This is a genomic window from Streptomyces sp. NPDC018026 (assembly GCF_044327745.1).
Classification (GTDB): Bacteria; Actinomycetota; Actinomycetes; order Streptomycetales; family Streptomycetaceae; genus Streptomyces; species Streptomyces rubrogriseus.
On sequence record NZ_JBIRFY010000014.1, the window covers coordinates 46,606 to 62,685 of the forward strand.

The 16,080-nt window shown below is 68.1% G+C and carries 11 protein-coding genes; 3 read left to right on the forward strand and 8 right to left on the reverse strand.

What is annotated here, in order from left to right; genetic code table 11:
* The first annotated feature begins 206 nt into the window (after positions 1-206).
* Positions 207-1,367, forward strand: coding sequence for an NAD(P)/FAD-dependent oxidoreductase (locus tag ACH4D3_RS32595; RefSeq protein ID WP_398329657.1), 1,161 nt, complete (start codon positions 207-209; stop codon positions 1,365-1,367).
* Between the two features lie 654 nt (positions 1,368-2,021).
* Here ACH4D3_RS32595 and ACH4D3_RS32600 read toward each other — a convergent pair.
* From ACH4D3_RS32600 to ACH4D3_RS32615, 4 genes are all read right to left on the reverse strand, one after another.
* Positions 2,022-3,032: an LLM class flavin-dependent oxidoreductase gene (locus ACH4D3_RS32600; RefSeq protein WP_398329660.1), complete on the reverse strand. Its 1,011-nt coding sequence runs from the start codon at positions 3,030-3,032 to the stop codon at positions 2,022-2,024.
* Positions 3,033-3,124: 92 nt separating this feature from the next.
* Entirely contained in the window at positions 3,125-4,591 is a 1,467-nt protein-coding gene (locus tag ACH4D3_RS32605; protein WP_398329663.1) for an MFS transporter, read from the reverse strand.
* Between the two features lie 645 nt (positions 4,592-5,236).
* On the reverse strand, positions 5,237-5,830 hold the full coding sequence (locus tag ACH4D3_RS32610) for a TetR family transcriptional regulator (protein ID WP_398329666.1): 594 nt from the start codon (positions 5,828-5,830) through the stop codon (positions 5,237-5,239).
* Positions 5,831-6,249: 419 nt separating this feature from the next.
* A complete protein-coding gene (locus ACH4D3_RS32615) occupies positions 6,250-6,648 on the reverse strand; it encodes a MerR family transcriptional regulator (protein WP_398329669.1) in 399 nt (132 codons plus the stop codon).
* A 115-nt stretch (positions 6,649-6,763) separates the two neighbouring features.
* Here ACH4D3_RS32615 and ACH4D3_RS32620 point away from each other — a divergent pair, with 115 nt between their 5' ends.
* Complete coding sequence (locus tag ACH4D3_RS32620) at positions 6,764-7,480, forward strand: SDR family oxidoreductase (protein WP_398330054.1); 717 nt, start codon at positions 6,764-6,766, stop codon at positions 7,478-7,480.
* Between the two features lie 721 nt (positions 7,481-8,201).
* On the opposite strand, the gene ACH4D3_RS32625 is transcribed toward ACH4D3_RS32620, so the two are convergent.
* From ACH4D3_RS32625 to ACH4D3_RS32640, 4 genes are all read right to left on the reverse strand, one after another.
* Entirely contained in the window at positions 8,202-10,532 is a 2,331-nt protein-coding gene (locus ACH4D3_RS32625; protein WP_398329671.1) for a SpoIIE family protein phosphatase, read from the reverse strand.
* Between the two features lie 263 nt (positions 10,533-10,795).
* On the reverse strand, positions 10,796-12,157 hold the full coding sequence (locus ACH4D3_RS32630; protein WP_398329674.1) for a hypothetical protein: 1,362 nt from the start codon (positions 12,155-12,157) through the stop codon (positions 10,796-10,798).
* Positions 12,158-12,873: 716 nt separating this feature from the next.
* Complete coding sequence (locus ACH4D3_RS32635) at positions 12,874-14,253, reverse strand: cytochrome P450 (protein WP_398329677.1); 1,380 nt, start codon at positions 14,251-14,253, stop codon at positions 12,874-12,876.
* A gap of 1,122 nt (positions 14,254-15,375) precedes the next feature.
* A complete protein-coding gene (locus ACH4D3_RS32640) occupies positions 15,376-15,729 on the reverse strand; it encodes a hypothetical protein (protein ID WP_167752096.1) in 354 nt (117 codons plus the stop codon).
* Here ACH4D3_RS32640 and ACH4D3_RS32645 point away from each other — a divergent pair.
* Positions 15,701-15,970 (forward strand): hypothetical protein, encoded by a 270-nt coding sequence (locus tag ACH4D3_RS32645; RefSeq protein ID WP_398329680.1) that lies wholly within the window; start codon positions 15,701-15,703, stop codon positions 15,968-15,970. The two genes, ACH4D3_RS32640 and ACH4D3_RS32645, sit on opposite strands and share 29 nt — an antisense overlap.
* The last annotated feature ends 110 nt before the right edge of the window (positions 15,971-16,080 follow it).

Consider the following 16,080-nt stretch of genomic DNA (forward strand, 5'->3'; position numbering starts at 1 on the left):
ACGCTCGTTCACATCATGCACGGTCGATGATCACAGGCGAGCGCTCCGTCACCACCGACTACGGAACAGACCCGAACGAACGGTGCAACAGGGTGGTTAGGGTTACAGTAAGAAGCTTCCGCGCGCGTCGACGCCAGGGCACGCACGTGAGGCGGGTCTCATCCCGGCAGCGGATTAGTGATCGCCGTGTCGTTGTTGGCCGGAACATGAAGTGTGTCACCAGGGCGCGAGGCCCCGTCGGAACCGTATGCGTCCTTGGTGGAAGTGTCGCCGGCCTGTTGGCGGCCCGCGTTCTCTCGGACCACGCCGAGCGGGTCGTCGTCCTGGAGCGTGACCGACCCGCCGATGGCACGCGTCCCCGCCCGTCAGTTCCCCAGGGCAGGCACGGACATTTTTTGCAGCCGCAGACGCTGCCACCGGTCGAGCAGTGGTTCCCGGGGATCACGGACGACCTGCTCGGGCTGGGTGCCCTCCTGGCTTCCCCCGGTCACCACGAGCTCTTCGTCGACGGCTCCCCCATCGACTTTCCGCCCGTCACGATGCTCATGGCAACGCGACCGCTCCTGGAAAACGAGCTCCGCCGACGTGTCGAGTCCCTGACGAATGTCGAGTTCCTGCGTGCCCGGGTGACCGGGGTGGCCTTCGCGGACCGGGCGGCCCGCGCCGTCACGTATCACCCGGGGGAAGGCGACGGTTTCGCGGAACCCCGGTCCGTCGAGGCCGATCTCGTGGTGGACGCGATGGGCAGGGGGAGCCGCCTGGCCAAGTGGCTGGAAGAAGGCGGTTTTCCGGTCCCGGACACGCAGCGCGAGACCATCGACGTCCACTACACGACAGCCCTGTTCGCCCGGGCCCGGGTGCCTGATGTCACCTGCGCTCTCGACCAGTTCACCCCGGGAAGCACGCGGCCGCTGGAGCATTCCCACGACGGCGGTCTGTTGTCCGCCGTGGCCGCCTATGCCGTGGAGGACGACCAGTGGCAGGTCGTCGCCATCGGGGGACCGCGCCGGAGGAAGATCTCCCATCAGGACATTCGTGAGATCTGCGCAGGACTCCCGAAGGTGTTCCAGGAAGCGACCGAGGGCGAAGCCATCGGCGCCCCGGAGAGCTTCTCCTACGCGCAGAGTATGCGGCGGAGTCTGCGGGACGGGGTTCGGTTCCCGGGCGGGCTGCTCGACATCGGAGACTGCGTCGCGAGCTTCAACCCCGTCCACGGGCAGGGGGTGTGGTCGGCCGTGCGGCAGGCTTCGTTGCTGGCGGACCATCTGACCGAGTACGCGGACCCGCTGGGCACACTCGACGCGTTCATCGCCGCGCGGGACAAGGCCGTCGACGAGATCTGGTCCTCGGAGGAAGCGAACACCTGAGACGCCCCGGGACGGTCACGTCCCCTGTCCGGCTTCCTCTCACAACGCACCTGTGCACGGTGGGCGGTGAGACGTCGAGGGCTTGGACGGTGTCGCCCATATGCTCGCGCCGGCCGAATCGCGAGTCGGTGCCCGCCGGCCTTTCGGGTGGGCGCCGCCGCCGTGCTCGGCCCGCTTCTCCTCAGGCATGGGGAGACCGAGGTATCCGCAGGGGCCCGCCACAGCAGCGTGCCCTGCTGAGCGCGCTCGTCCTGCGCGGCGGCACTCCAACCTCGGCGCTGGAGCCGACCGACGAGCTCTGACCGGGCGCGGACGGCGGGCGATCGGGTGACCGCCGCGGATCGGGCTGCGCGAGGCGCCAGCTCTGTGGCGCGGCCCGGCACTCGCCAACGTCGCCGCGCCCGGCGCGGACCGTCACCGTAGGGCGCCGGCCCGGCGGCAGCTCTCTGCACTCACCACCCGTCGTCCGTCCGGCCCTGCTCGCCACGTCACCGGCCGTGTTCGTTGGACCATGCCGGGATCCGCGGGCCGGTCTCTTCCGTACTCCCGTCGCCGACATCGTCGAGCAGCCAGACCACCGGAGTAGCTGTGAAGGTGCCGACGAAGGCCGGCGGGCACATCAGGGGTGCCGTCGTTCTACGGGAAGGGGTTCGGCTACCGCAGGTGGGGAACGATGTGATCGTTGATCGTCTGCAGGAGGCGGGTGTTGTAGTCGACACCGAGTTGGTTCGGAATGGTCAGCAGAAGGGTGTCCGCAGCGGCGACGGCCGCAGCGGCGGCCAGTTCCTTGGCTATGGTGTCCGGCTCGCCGATGTAGCTGCGGCCGAACCGGGAGACCGCTCCGTTGAGGATTCCGACCTGGTCGCGGTTGTTCGCTGTGTCGCTGCCCCCGAAGTAGAGGCGGTCCTCGTCGCTGGTGATCGGCAGAACACTGCGACTGACGGACACGCGCGGAGTGAATGCGTGGCCCGCCGAGCGCCATGCCCCGCGATAGGTGTCGATCTGCTCGCGCTGGAGTTCGTCGAAGGGTGTTCCAGTGTCCTCGGCCAACAGTGTGCTGCTCATGAGGTTCATGCCCCGCTCTGCGGTCCAAGCGGCGCTCGAGCGGGTGGCGGAGCCCCACCAGATACGTTCGACGAGGCCCGGTGAGTGGAGTTCGACCAGGAGTCCGGTGACAGGGCCTGCCGTCGGATCGGTCGATGCGACGGGCTGTCCGGCGATGGCGCGCCGGAATTCCGCGGTGTGGTGGACGGCCATGTCGGCGTCACTCATTCCCTTTGCGGGGACGTGTCCGAACGCCTCGTATCCGCGGAGCGCCACCTCCTGTGAGCCTCGGCTGAGCCCCAGTTGCAAGCGTCCGCCGCTGATGAGTTCTGCCGCGGCGGCCTGTTCGGCCATGGCGTACGGGTTCTCGTAGCGCATGTCGATGACGGCTGTACCGATCTCGATCCGGTGTGTGCGTGTGGCTATGGCGGCGAGCAGTGGGAAAGGTGTGGATGCTTGTCGGGCGAAATGGTGGACCCGCACGGCTGCCATGCCGATGCCGATCTCTTCCGCGGCGATCGCGAGTTCGATGGTCTGGGTGAGTGCGTCGCGAGCGGTGCGGGTACGTAAGCCCCGCACCGGCTGGTAGTGGCCGAAGGAGAGGAAACCGAGAGTCTTCACTGTGGCGTCCCGTCGTGTGCCTTTGGTGGGTTGTCCAGGGGCGGCGCCCTCCTCGTACGCCCGGTGGGCGGACGGCGAGGGCGCCGGACCGCTCAGGCGACGGTCGTGTGGGGGTGTCGCCGTGCGTTGAGGCCGAGAGCGGCGACGCCGCTGGCGACGGCCAGCGCGGCGGCGGTCCACCAGGAGATGGCGTAGCCGTGATGCGGGTCGGAGCCGGGCAGGGCGAGGAAGATGACGAGCAGGCTCACCCCGAGGACGGAGCCGATCTGGCTGGCCATGTTGACCACGGCGCTGCCGGTGGCCGCTTGATGTGCGGGGAGGTCGCGGGTCGCGGAGGAGAACATGGTGGGCAGTGCCAGACCCATTCCGAAGCCTCCGGCGAGCCAGCCTGGGAGGATGTCGGAGGCGTAGTGGATGGCATGCCCGCCGGTGGAAGCGGTGATCAGGACGATGCCGACACCGGAAAGAAGAGCGCCCACGGCGGCGATGAGGCCCACGGGCAGCCGGTGGGCGAGTCGCGCGGCCAGCAATGAGGCGATGAAAACCATGCCCGGTCCGGGTGCCACGGCGAACCCCGTCCTGACGACCGACCAGTCGGCCTGCTGTTCGAGCCACTGGATGATGCCCAGCAACTGGAGCGTGAACGAGGCGTAGAACAGCAGGACTGCCGCGTTCGCCGAGGAGAACATCACGTTGCGGAAGATGCGGAGTTCCACGATCGGCAGGTGTGCACGGGCCGAGCGGACGACGAACGCGATGAGCGAGACGGCGGCCAGGATCAGACTGCCGACTGTGGGAGCCGTGCCCCAGCCCCAGTCGGGGGCCTTCACCAGCCCGACGGCGAGGGCTCCGACGGCCAGGATGATCAGCGCCCCGCCGAGGAGGTCGGGAATGCGGGTGCCGAGGTCGTGGCGGACGTTGGGGATCAAGGGAATCGCCATGACGATGGCGGCCAGGCATAGGGGGATATTGATGAGGAAGATCCACTGCCAGGCCGCGTTCGCCAGCAGCCCGCCGGCCACGGGGCCGGCCGCAGCGGCGAGCGACCCGCTTGCCGCCCAGATCTGAACGTACTTGTGCACCTTGGCGGGCGGGGCCGTCGCAAGGACCAGGCCGAGACTGGCGGGGGTGAGCACCGCCGCACCGGCGGCCTGGATGACGCGGAACACGATGAGAATCCACAGATTCCCCGACAGCGCCGCGCCCAGGCTGGCCGCGGCGAACAGGCCGAGGCCGAAGATGAAGGCACCCTTGCGTCCATAGCGGTCGGCCAGTCGGCCCGCGGGGACCAGCAACGCGGCGAAGACGATGGCGTAGCCGTTCAGAATCCAGCTGAGGCCAGACAGGTCGCGTGTACCGATTCCGCGCCCGATCGGGTCGAGGGCGACGTTGACGATCAGCAGATCCAGCGAAGCCAGGAAGGTCGCCATCGCCAGCAGCGCCAGGACCAGCCCCGGCCTGCGAACGCTCGACGACGCGCCGGATTCGACCGCAGTGGATGTGTCCTGTCCGGGAGGCGGCTCGACGAGGGTCTGGTCGGGCGGAAGGCCGTCAGGCATAACTTCTCATTTCGGGCGATGCATGTCTGGTGGTCAGCGGGCGTAGCCTCCGTCCAGCCAAGGTAAACGCAATCGTTTACCTTGGCACCATATCAGGTCGCAGACACCTAGGTAAACGCATTCGTTTACTAAATGGATGGGGCCTCAGACCGCCGCACGGACATGGGGGCGGTCATCGGCAGCCGGACTCTGCCCCTGAAAGGCGCTCCGGGGGCGTGAGAGCCTCTCGCCACGAGGCCGACTCCTGGCGCCACCCGCCCCTGTCGCGGCGACCCGCCCGATCCGGGACCACCCGCGCATCGGCGACGCCCGGGTACTGGCGTCACGCCAGACCCACGGGTACAGCGCCGGCCGCGGCAGGTGGAGATGGCGAGCGGCGCCGCGCGTGAGTGCCCGGCGAAGACGTTGACAGCGGGAAGCGTCACCCGGCAGCGGGGCGTGGCCGTGGCCGGCGCCACCCGCAGGGGGCGCCGAGCCGTCCCGGTGAACCGAGTGACAGCCAGGCGGGCCGCGCACGAGTGGGCCGGGACCTTCCATGCGTGACGAGGCATCGTGGCGCGGCTCAGCGCGCGACCCCGGGAAGACGGACTGATTGAACGAGTTGAACCGTTCTCGACGCAGCCGCCCTGCGGTGCCCTCTCGCCGTCAGTTCACGTCCGACAGTGCTCGTTCGAGCAGGATCTCTGCCACAGCCCGCGCGTGCCGACCGTAGTCCGCGTCGCCCAGCACCATGGCACGACTGGCTGCGCCGTCCGCGAGGGTGGCCAGTTGTTCCGCGAGTGCGAGAGGTTCGCGGCAGCCCAGCTGCGCCGCGGCGACGGCAAGCAGTTGCACCATTCGCAGCTTCTGCTCACGCGCGTAGGAATGGACCGCGCTCTCGGGGTCGGGGAACTCCGCGGCCGCGTCGATGAACGGGCATCCGCGCACCGGGCCCACGTCCGCCGGGAGCCGGTCGAACAGTTTGAGGATGCGTTCCCGCGCGGGGATGTCCTCGCGGGCCAGCACGCTCTGTAGAGTGCCGCCCGTCAGCACGAGGCCTTTCAGATGGGCGACAACCAGGTCGTTCTTGGTCCTGAAGTGCGCGTAGAGCGTGCGCTTCGACACGGGCGCCTTCTCCGCCACCTGTTCCATACCGGTCGCGTTGATTCCCTGGGCCGCGAACAGCTGGCTGGCGGCCGCCAGAATACGCTCCCGACCTCCACGTCCCTGCCGTCGGGCCACCGTGTCCGCTGCGCTCATACGTCGAGTATACGGTCACGTTTACCATGATGCGAAGGAGCCGCACGAGCGGGCCGGTTTTCGGGAGAGGGGGCTTGACGCCGCGTTCACGCCGCCGCGTTCACGTCGGGCCGGAAGTGGTCCCGGTGGTCGTGAGATCCGCCGGCCATGAAGCGGGTGATCGCGGCGATCATGCCCCCCCCCGACCGGTATCGCCGCACTGCGGCTGGGCGTGACGTCTTCGCGGTCGATGCATGACCACGCGGATACGCAGCCGCCGCCCAGAAAGGTCGATCGGATAGAAAAGAACCTCACCCCCACCGCCGACAGCTGAGGTGGCCGGCAAGGCACTGTGCGGTTGCCCTCGTCCACACCGGCAACGCCGGATCCGTGAGGTGGCGGGCCGGTGCCCGCCAGTTCCTCAGCGGGCGGCCCGGCGTTCATGCGGCGGTGTTCTCGCCGTGTGTCTGGTCGAGTGTGGTGGGACATGCCCCGTTGCCCGCGGACGTGGCCAGGCGGATCAACGTGTCCAGCCGCAGTTCCGCCGCCTGCAGTTCGGCGACCTTCGTGGCGGTGCGGGCGCGTTCCTCCAGCAGGCGGGCCAGCAGTGCGGGCCCAATGTGTTTGTCGTCGATAGCCGGCAGGAGGTCGGCGATCAGGGTGCTGCTGAGGCCGGCTGTATACAGCTCCCTGATCAGCCGTACGCGATCCGCGGCCGCCGGTGCGTACACGCGCTGTCCGCCTGAGGTGCGCGACGACGACAGCAGGCCCTGGTTCTCGTAGTAGCGCAGAGCACGGGTTGAGACACCCACTCGCTCTGCCAGCTCACCGATCCGCACCGTGACACCCCGCTTCCTCTGCGTTACTCGACTTGCCCTTGACGCTGACGTCAAGTTCTAGCGTAGGCCAGGAACCCGCGGACAGGTGCGGGACTTCGCACAACCGGAGATGATCATGAATATTGCTGGCTCTGTCGCGCTAGTGACCGGCGCCAACCGGGGGATCGGCCGAAGCTTCGTCGAAGAGTTGCTGGACAGGGGCGCCGAGCGAGTCTATGCGGCCGCGCGCCGCCCCGAGACGGTCTCTGTCTCCGACCCGCGTGTCACACCTCTCTTCCTGGACCTTCTCAACGAGAAGTCCATCGCGGATGCGGCCGCTGTCGCTCAGGACGTCACGTTGCTGGTCAACAATGCCGGCATCGCCACCGGAGCCGACCTGCTGAGCGGCGACCTGGACGACATCAGGCGTGAGTTGGAGACACACCTGTTCGGCAACCTGCGCGTGATCCGCTCCTTCGCCCCTGCCCTTGCCGCGCACGGCGGCGGAGCGATCGTGAACATCCTGTCCGTGCTGTCCTGGGTGGCGACCCCTCAGGGCTCAGGCTCCTACTCCGTGTCGAAGGCCGCGGAGTGGAACATGACCAACGGTGTCCGCATCGAGCTCGCCGGGCAGGGAACCCTTGTCCAGGGGGTTCATCTGGGCGCTGCGGACACCGACATGATGGCGGGCAGCGACGCCCCCAAGATCGACCCGCTCGATGTGGCGCGGGCCAGCCTCGACGGGGTGCAGAACAACCTGCTCGAAGTATTGGTCGATGAGCCCAGCCGCTTCGTCAAGGCCGCCCTGTCCGGCGACCCGTCCCAGCTGTACGGCCCGGCACCCACTCGCTGACGAACACGTGGGGTGCCGTCCTTGACGCCGTTGAGAGACCCGGCCGCCCCTCGGTCCGGCGCGATGCCGGGCAGAGGCCTGGGCGGCAGGTCTGCACAACGTGGATGCGCGAGCACGGTGCCACCGCTCAACCCATCGCTGCAGCGCTCCCGGCACGGGCGCCCCGACATCGCGATCCCGTCCCTGGCCACCTCCCTCACCGCAGTCCACGACCATGACAGAGTGACGGTGATGCGCCCAGGCGGTGTCGTCACCGACGACGTGAAGGAGCTCGACGACGAGAGCCTCGCGTCGCCCATGGTGGGCCGCGACCTCCAGCCGCATTCGTTAGGCAGACGTTCTTCGGGCCTCAGACCTGTGGGCGAAGGACAATCGGGGATCGTGGGCACTCAAAAGGGTTGGACTGAGCCTGCGACAAGGCAAAATCCCGGGCGTTGCGCGGACCGGCTCTCCACGCACTCGCCGCGAGCGGGCGGTACGTGACGTTCAACACCCCCCGGGGCCTGTGCGAACAGTGCCCCCATGGCCTCCCGAACGGCTCGCCGCACTCCCCCGGAATGCGGGCCGGCCGGTGCCCGGCTCGCCTTGGCCGTGCTCCTCGGTGACGCCGAGGCCGTGTCGCCACAGCCACGGACGTGCTCCGACGCGTGCCGGGCACTGCGGCAAGAAGGGCGGTCCAGTGCGCACCGCAGGGCCGGCGCCCGGCGCAGTGGCACACGGCTCACATGTCGTCCGGGAGCGCCTGCTCGCACCAGATGACCTTGCCGTCCGGTGTCTGCTGTGTGCCCCAGCGCTGGGTGAGCTGTGCGACGAGCAGCAGGCCGCGGCCACCTTCGTCGAACGCACGAGCTCTGCGCAGATGCGGTGCTGTGCTGCTGCCGTCCATCACCTCGCAGATCAGCGATCGGTCCTTGATGAGCCGCAGCTGGATGGGAGTGCTGCCGTATCTGATGGCGTTCGTGACCAGTTCGCTGACCACGAGCTCAGTGGGGAAGCCGGCCGCCTCGCAGCCCCAGTCGCGCAGTTGACGGACGACGTGTGCGCGGGTGCCCGACACCGCTTCCGGGTCGGCGGGTACATCCCAGGTGGCGACCTGGGAGACGTCGAGCTGCCGGACCTGAGCCAGCAGGAGTGCGGCGTCGTCGGTTCGGTGCTCCGGCAAGAGCGCTGCGACGACCTGGTCGCACAGAGTATCCGGTGAGGCATGATCACCCGACAACTCACGCAGCAGCCGTTCAAGTCCTGTGTCCATGTCCTGCTGACGGGACTCGATCAGACCGTCGGTGTAGAGCGCGAGGAGGCTGTCCTGCGGCAGCTCCACCTCGACGGACTCGAACGGCAGTCCGCCCAGACCGAGCGGGGGGCCGGCAGGCAGGTCCAAGAGAGCGCACGTCCCGTCCGGCCGCACAACTGCCGGGAGGGGGTGGCCGGCCCGGGCCAGGCAGCAGCGACCGGATACCGGGTCGTAGACGGCGTACAGACAGGTGGCTCCGATCTCGCTCGCGGCGACTCCTTCCGTTCCCGTCTCGGATTCCGAGGCCAGCCGGATGACCAGGTCGTCCAGATGGGTCAGCAGTTCGTCCGGGGCCAGGTCGACGTCTGCGAGGGTACGCACCGCGGTGCGCAACCGGCCCATGGTCGCCGAGGCTTGGAGACCGTGACCGACTACGTCGCCGACCACGAGCGCCACCCGCGCCCCGGACAGGGGAATCACGTCGATCCAGTCGCCGCCCACACCGAGCTCGGGAGCGCCCGGCAGATAGCGAAAAGCCGCCCGCACGGCGGACTGCTCAGGCAGTCGTTGAGGCAGCAGGCTCTGCTGCAAGGTCAGAGCCGCCGCGCGCTCGCGCGTGAAACGCCGTGCGTTGTCCAGGCAGACAGCGGCTCGGGCCACCACTTCCTCCGCCAGGGACAGGTCCTCGTCGTCAAAGGACTCGGAGTGCCGCCCGCGGAGGAACATCGCCACGCCCAGCCTCGTACCGCGGGCATCCACGGGCACGATCATCCAGGAATGGAACCCGTACTCCCGTACCTTGGCCATGCGCAAGGGGTCCTCAAGCACCCAGCCCGCGTCACCGGGTGTCCGGTACAGCGTGGAACGCCCGTTGGCCAGGCAGTGAGCCTGCGCCGAGTTCGCCGGGTAGAAGTCCACGTCGCCCACGGGAACCACGGCTTCCGGTGTGCCTTCGTGAACGGACCGGTTCGCCACCCGGCGCAACACGGCCCCGGCAGCCGGACCGTGCGGTGGATCCTCGCCGCTGAGGAGCGCGTCCACCAGGTCGATACACACGAAGTCGGCGAGGCGCGGAACGGCCAGGTCGGCCAGTTCCTGCCCGGTGCGCGTCACATCCAGGGTGCGCCCGATGCTGACGCTGGCCTCGTTCAGCAGCGCCAGTCGCTCCTGGGCGCTGCGCCGCTCGGCCGTGTCGGTCACCATGACGCACACACCGACCACCTGGTCTGACGGTCCGCGCAGGGGGGACACCGTGGTGGTGAGACGCTGTTCATGATCGGTGCCGGACCGGGTCCGATCCCGGACGAGAAATCTGTCATCCGCCTGCCCGGTCTCCAGCACCAGGCGCATCCGCGCTTCCCACTCCGTGGCTCCGGCCCCGATCAGAGCTGCGGACAAGCCCTGACCGGTGTGCTCCTCGTCGGGTACACCCAGCAATCGCCGCATCTCCCCGTTCTGCAATACGCAGCGGAACTGGGCGTCGTAGATCGCCACCGCGACGGGGCATTGGGTCCGGAGCCAGTGCGTCAGCATCTGCCCCGTCGGAAACGTCTCTCCCGCGTCCTGAGCCAGGAGCCACAGCGGTTCCTCGTCGGTGCCACCGCCCAGGCGGGACGCCCGTACGGCCACCTGGCGGCTGTCACCCTCCACCCGCCGGATCTCGAGCGTGCCGTGCCATTCGTCCGGACCGGTCAACCAGTGGGGCTGTGTCCCCAGCAGCTCAGCAACGGGTCGGCCGACAGCCTCGGCGGAATCAAGGCCGACCAACAGAGTCGCACCGGTGCTCCACGCCACGACACGGCCGCGAACATCCGTCACGGCCAGTGGCGTGCCCGGGCCCCTGGAGCGCATGTGCACTCCGGGGGACGCCACGGCACCATCATTCATGTACTCCAGAGTGACGCCCGGACTATAAACAATCAACCGGTGAGTGACGGAATGCCCCGCATTTTCCGGTAGGCATAGAGTGTCCGCCTCAAGCGGTTGACACGGACAGCATCACCATAAGCGAGCCTTCTTGCACACTGCGTAGCGCCGATGAGGAAGTGAGTGCCCGGCCATGTGATCGAGGGCGCGCCGGCCTACCAGTCGTCCTCGGCCAGTTCGGTGTCCGGGCCGGACCGGCGATATGCCATGTCGACCAGGCTCCCGCGGAGATGCAGTGCCTCTCGGAACCAGATGGCGCCGGCCAGAATCCAGCTCAGGTCGCTGAGTACACCGCTCGACTCGAACCGCCGGATCAGGATGCCGACCGCTCCGGCGCAGTCGCTGGCGGGCGTGCCATGTACATCCGCACGTGCTGACTCGTCGGCGTAGACGCGATCGCAGTGTATGTACCTCGTCATCGCGCATGCGGCGCCCTCGACGTCGTCCAGCAGTTCGTGCATGAGAGCACTCCAGCGCGGCAGTTCGCCGCACACGGGACAGGACCTCTCCCTCCCGTCGCCGTGACCGGAATCGCGCCCGAGAGCTGCGCGCACCCGGGTGCACAGCTCTCCCTCCACCGCGTCCCAGTCCCGGCGGTTCTTGTCGAGTGCCGGCCATCGACGGGCCATCCACTCGTACGGCACCCCCGCCGCACGTTCGACGATGTTGTGGCGCCCATTCGTGATGTTCCAGATGACGGTGTTCGACACCGCCTCGGCACCTGGCCGGTTCGCCCCCGACCGGGCGATGGCCAGCATGGATCTCGACAACGCTCGGTAAGCGTCCTCCGCGTCGGGACTGCCTGGGACGGCTCCTGGCCCGGCACCGAGCAGGAGCCCGTTGTTGACCACGCCCATCGCCATGTCGCTGCCGAGGTCGCTGTATCCGTTGAGCGTCTGCGATATCGCCAGATCGTCGAGCGAGCGCTCATCGGCGTCGTAGGCCGAGGCGAGATGCGGCAGGCACGTGTCGACCGCAAGGATCAGTTTCCGCTCCCCACCACTCAGTTGTCCGTACTGAGGTATCGCTGCTGGGCCGCCTCCGCCTGGGGCCGGGTAATTCTGGGTGACCTCCAGAAGGGTGTTCCACACACCGATCAGCGCGACCATGACCGCCGTCTCGCGAAGCGGCTCGACCGATGCCCAGGACCGGAGGTTGTCACGAATGGATGCGGCGGTGGCTCCTCCGTCCGGCCCGGCGAGGGCGAGGTTCTCGATGTGTATGTCGTCCAGGTAACCGAACACCTCGGTGAGCGCGCTCTCCCGTCGGCTCTCGTTGACCAGCCACCTGGACGCCGGCATGACGGTGAACGAGGGGACCGCGTACACGCGGGACGTCATGGCGCCTTGGAATCCCCACTCCCGGACGGCACGTGCCCAAAGCCCTCCTTCGACCCTGGGCGGTCGGCCTTTACCGGCGTTCCGGGCCCTCGCGTCGACGCCCAAAGTCCGAACCGATCGCATCAGGGTTGAGTCGGCGATCAGGTCACGAAACTCGTCCCAGTCGTGCGCGGGCATCGTCTCGGGATAGTGCGTGTCCGCCCAGGCCCACAGGCAAGGGGATGCGTCGTCGCATCCGCATGGCCGTTCCGGCGCCGCCCGAGAGGCTCGGGAACCCCCTTGCGCACGCGACCACTGAGCGGAACCCGACCAGGCCCCACACCGTTGCGCCTCACCCGTGTCGTCTGCGGCGAAGCGACTCGTGGGGCGCGCGGCAGTGTGCTCCGGTTCGTGAAGCATGGCCCCCAGCAGGGCGTAAGCGGCCCGCTCGACTGTCCTGGCCAAGCCGTCACCGTGCGGGTCGACCGAGTGGTCCACACGCAGGCTCGCCGCCAGCGCCGCCAGGCTCCGCCGCCAGTCGTCCTCAGTGACTACGGCCGTCAGATCCGCCTGGGATCCTGGCCCCGCGCCGTTCCCCCTCAGCGAGTCGGTGTCGCCCAGCAGGGACCGCCAAACTTCCGGAGATCGCACGACTTCCGGGTATCGGATCGCCACCCGGCCGGCCCTCTCGGCGCCCGGGGAGCCGACTCGGACGAGTGATCGCCGCGGTCCTCTGAACTCCTGCACACTCCATACACCGCCGACTGCCGGGTCGGTGTGAAGCCCGTCCGGCACATGACTGGCCGCTATCGCCCGGTACTCGGCGACGCTGCGCGACACGGATGTGTCCGCTGTGCTCGGCGTCTTCGACTCTGCCTCTTCGTCCTGGTGCGCCGGCCTCCCGCGTCGCGCGGTCATTCTCCTTCCTCCGCGCTCCCCAGGGCGGAATCCCGCACCGGGAGGCGCTCGCCCCGAGCGGTCACGCGCAGACGCAGCCTGCGGGGTGTCAGGGACGCCTTGACGGAGGGTCGCAGCGGTTGGTCGGTGACGGGTGAGAGCCTCCAGCGGGAAACAACAGTGCCCAGGGCCAACGTCGCCTGGGTGAGCGCGAACCGGTCTCCCATGCACTTCCGCGCCCCTGCGGAGAAGGGGAGGTAGGAGTCCTGCACCATCGAGGCGTCATGCCACCGGTCCGGATCGAAGGACTCCGCCCGCTCGTAGAGATCGGGACGCCGGTGAATGGCGTATGGGCTGAACGCGACAATCGTTCCCGCGGGAAGAACGTACCCGTCCAGGTCGGTCTCCGCGGACGTCACCCGGGTCAGCATCCACACGGCGGGGTACAGGCGAAGTGTCTCCTTGATCACGTTGCCGGTTGTCTCCAGTTCGCCGAGACGTGCGAAATCCAGTCGGCTTCCGGACCGTACGGCCTCCACCTCCCGGTGCACCTGCCGCTCCACCTCCCGGTTCTGGGACAGCAGGTGCATCGCCCATGACAAGGTGGCGGCCGTGGTCTCGGTCCCGGCAAGCAGGAAGGTGAGGACTTCGTCGATGAGCTCCGTCTCACTGCGGCCGTGGGAGCCGTCCGGACCAGTGGCGCCGCAGAGCGCTGACAGCAGGTCGCCGTGGTCGGACTCATCGGCTCGTCGAGCGGTCACGATGCCACCGACCGTGTTGCGGAGGCGCTCAATCGCACGCGCGTAGTCGCGGTTTCCTCTGCTGGGAAGCCGGTTGAGCAAGGGGGGCGTGATCATTCGCCGGAAGAATCCGGTCATCAGGACGAGGAAGTCATCCGTGATCTGCGAGGCTGTGGCGCGGGGCAGCGAGTCGCTGAACAGCGTTTGCACAGTGGCTTCGACGGTGAGCCCCATCATCTCGCTCACCACGTCGAGCACCTGGCCGTCGCGCCAGCCGCTCGCCATCTCGTCGGCCAGTTCGGTCATGACGGCCGCATAGCCGGCCATTCGGTTCGGATGGAACGCGGGCTGGGACAGGCGCCGCAGCCGCCGGTGGTCATGGTGGGGACAGGTGATGAGGCCGTTGCCGAGGGCTTCTCGGCCACGTTCGAAAAGCGGTCCCCCCTTGTCGAAGACTCGGTCGTCGAGCAGGACTTGACGAATCAGGGCGGGATCGCTGACGACCACGACATTCTTGATTCCCATGTCCATGCGCACGAGTCGGCCGCGCCCGGCCAGGGACGAGACGAATGCCAATGGATCCCGAACCAACGGTCCCGCGTGCCCGAACAGCGGATTGCCTCCAGGGGCCCGGGGAATGTCCTGGATCGTGGGCATGGCTCTCTCCTTGCCTTGCAGGCTTGCAGCCTTACGGCGGAGGCGGATCGACCGCCCGGCCGAAGGGCAGTTGACCCACCCGGGCGACCGTCACGAGGGCAGGCGCAGCGCAGGTGATCTGTGTGCGACGCCGCTCGTACGAACCTAATCACGCGAAGCCACGCAATCAAGACCGAACGTTCTATCTCACATTTTGGGGCAACTGGGAATGCGGCCGCCGCGTCGAGAGGACCTGCGTGAATTGGTTCGTCCCGGGGGAACCGGCGGTTGTCCTGCCTGCCGAGTGACGGAACCCGGCCGGCGAGCCACGTGTGAGGGCGGGAGCGCCTGACCGCCCTGGGCAGTTGGCTCCGTGGAGAAGCTATGAGGAACTCGAACCGGGGGCTGCCAGTCGGAATACGGTGGCCGATGCCTGGCGGGCCGGGTTCACGAAGTACGTCCCGGACCGGAAGTCAGCCCGCGTTGGGGCGTACACGCCCAATGGCCCACAGCACCGCGTCCATGCTGGGCAGGCCGGCCGGTCCCCTCTGCGGGGGTTCACCGGTGATCCGGTCTCCCGGGAACTGCTCCAGCACGAACGCCCGGTGCCACGGTCGCAGGCCGACCCGCAGCCGACCTGCAGGCCGCTGAGCTTGCGCCCGGATCGCTTCGCGAACTTCGCAGGAGGCGATGTCAACAGCTCTCGTGCGGGCAGTACAGGTCCCTGCGCTTGGCCCGGCCAGGCGACGGCGAGATTGACGGCGCCCAATTGACCGCGGCGGCACCGACTCTCGTCGACCGCCACGGAATCGGCGGCTGCGAAGCGTTCGTGGACGACGAGAGGCTCCCCGTCGATCTCGGATGCCGTCTGGTCGGACTGACGTCAGAGCCCGCCGAACGCACGGCGACCGCCACGATCGGCCGACGGCCCATGGCCCTCTACCTCAGTGGTACCCAGCCGCGGCCCGACATCATCGGCCGGGGTCCGGGCGAACACGACCGTCCGCCTCCGACGACACGGCCCGGGGCGGCCGGGAACCACTCACCCCCGGATCACGCCACGGCCGGCCCGGCACCACACTCCATCCGCGATCACACACCCACGTGAAAGACGCGGCGACGAAGACGGTCGCAGGGCGGTTGCTACGGCTTGGTGCCGTTCATGATGTTGGCGATCGGTCCGATGAGGAACCAAGTGCCGTCGACGCCTTGCCCCTTGATCTGCTGAGGAGCGGTGTCACCCGTGAAGTAGTACAGCGGGTGGCCTCCGTAGGTGACCTGCTTGGTGCCGTCGGTCCGGGTGATGGTGCCCACACTGCTCGGAACGGTGTACTTGCCGGTCACGGTCACCGGCTTGTCCGTCGTGAGCGGAGGCCACTTCTTGGCGCACTCGTCGTAGCAGTTGGACGCCGTTTCCTTGTCCTTGGTGTTCAGGTACAGCGTGCGTCCAGCCGAGTCGGTGAGCCAGATGCCCTCAGCGCCCTTCGCGGTCTTCAAGACCAACTTCGAGCCCGAGTCTTCCGAGTCCGGTGTTGCTGAGGCCGTCGTCGAACCGGAGTCCTTCGAGTCCGGCGCAGCGGAAGCCGTCGTCGAATCGGCGGCCGACTCGTCGCTGGAAGAGCTGTCGCACGCTGCCGCGAACGTCGCCAATGCGGCGAGGGAGAGGCCAACGCCAAGCGTTCGCAGTGAATTCTTATGGAGCATGTCCATCCTTAACGTGTTTCGCGATGCGGATTGACTCATCGATTCGCCTATGGAGCGCTCACTACAATTGCAACCTAGTGCGGTTTCGCCTCACGAGTCAAGACAGAACATTCTGTCTCGTCGCTTGCGGCAGCCCACCTGGCA

What these genes read in the sequence shown, in the direction of transcription:
- ACH4D3_RS32645 (WP_398329680.1), top strand. Translation starts at nt 15,701, where the DNA reads ATGCCCTCAGCGCCCTTCGCGGTCTTCAAGACCAACTTCGAGCCCGAG.
- ACH4D3_RS32620 (WP_398330054.1), top strand. Translation starts at nt 6,764, where the DNA reads ATGAATATTGCTGGCTCTGTCGCGCTAGTGACCGGCGCCAACCGGGGG.
- ACH4D3_RS32630 (WP_398329674.1), bottom strand. Translation starts at nt 12,157, where the DNA reads ATGCCCGCGCACGACTGGGACGAGTTTCGTGACCTGATCGCCGACTCA.
- ACH4D3_RS32610 (WP_398329666.1), bottom strand. Translation starts at nt 5,830, where the DNA reads ATGAGCGCAGCGGACACGGTGGCCCGACGGCAGGGACGTGGAGGTCGG.
- ACH4D3_RS32635 (WP_398329677.1), bottom strand. Translation starts at nt 14,253, where the DNA reads ATGCCCACGATCCAGGACATTCCCCGGGCCCCTGGAGGCAATCCGCTG.
- ACH4D3_RS32605 (WP_398329663.1), bottom strand. Translation starts at nt 4,591, where the DNA reads ATGCCTGACGGCCTTCCGCCCGACCAGACCCTCGTCGAGCCGCCTCCC.
- ACH4D3_RS32595 (WP_398329657.1), top strand. Translation starts at nt 207, where the DNA reads ATGAAGTGTGTCACCAGGGCGCGAGGCCCCGTCGGAACCGTATGCGTC.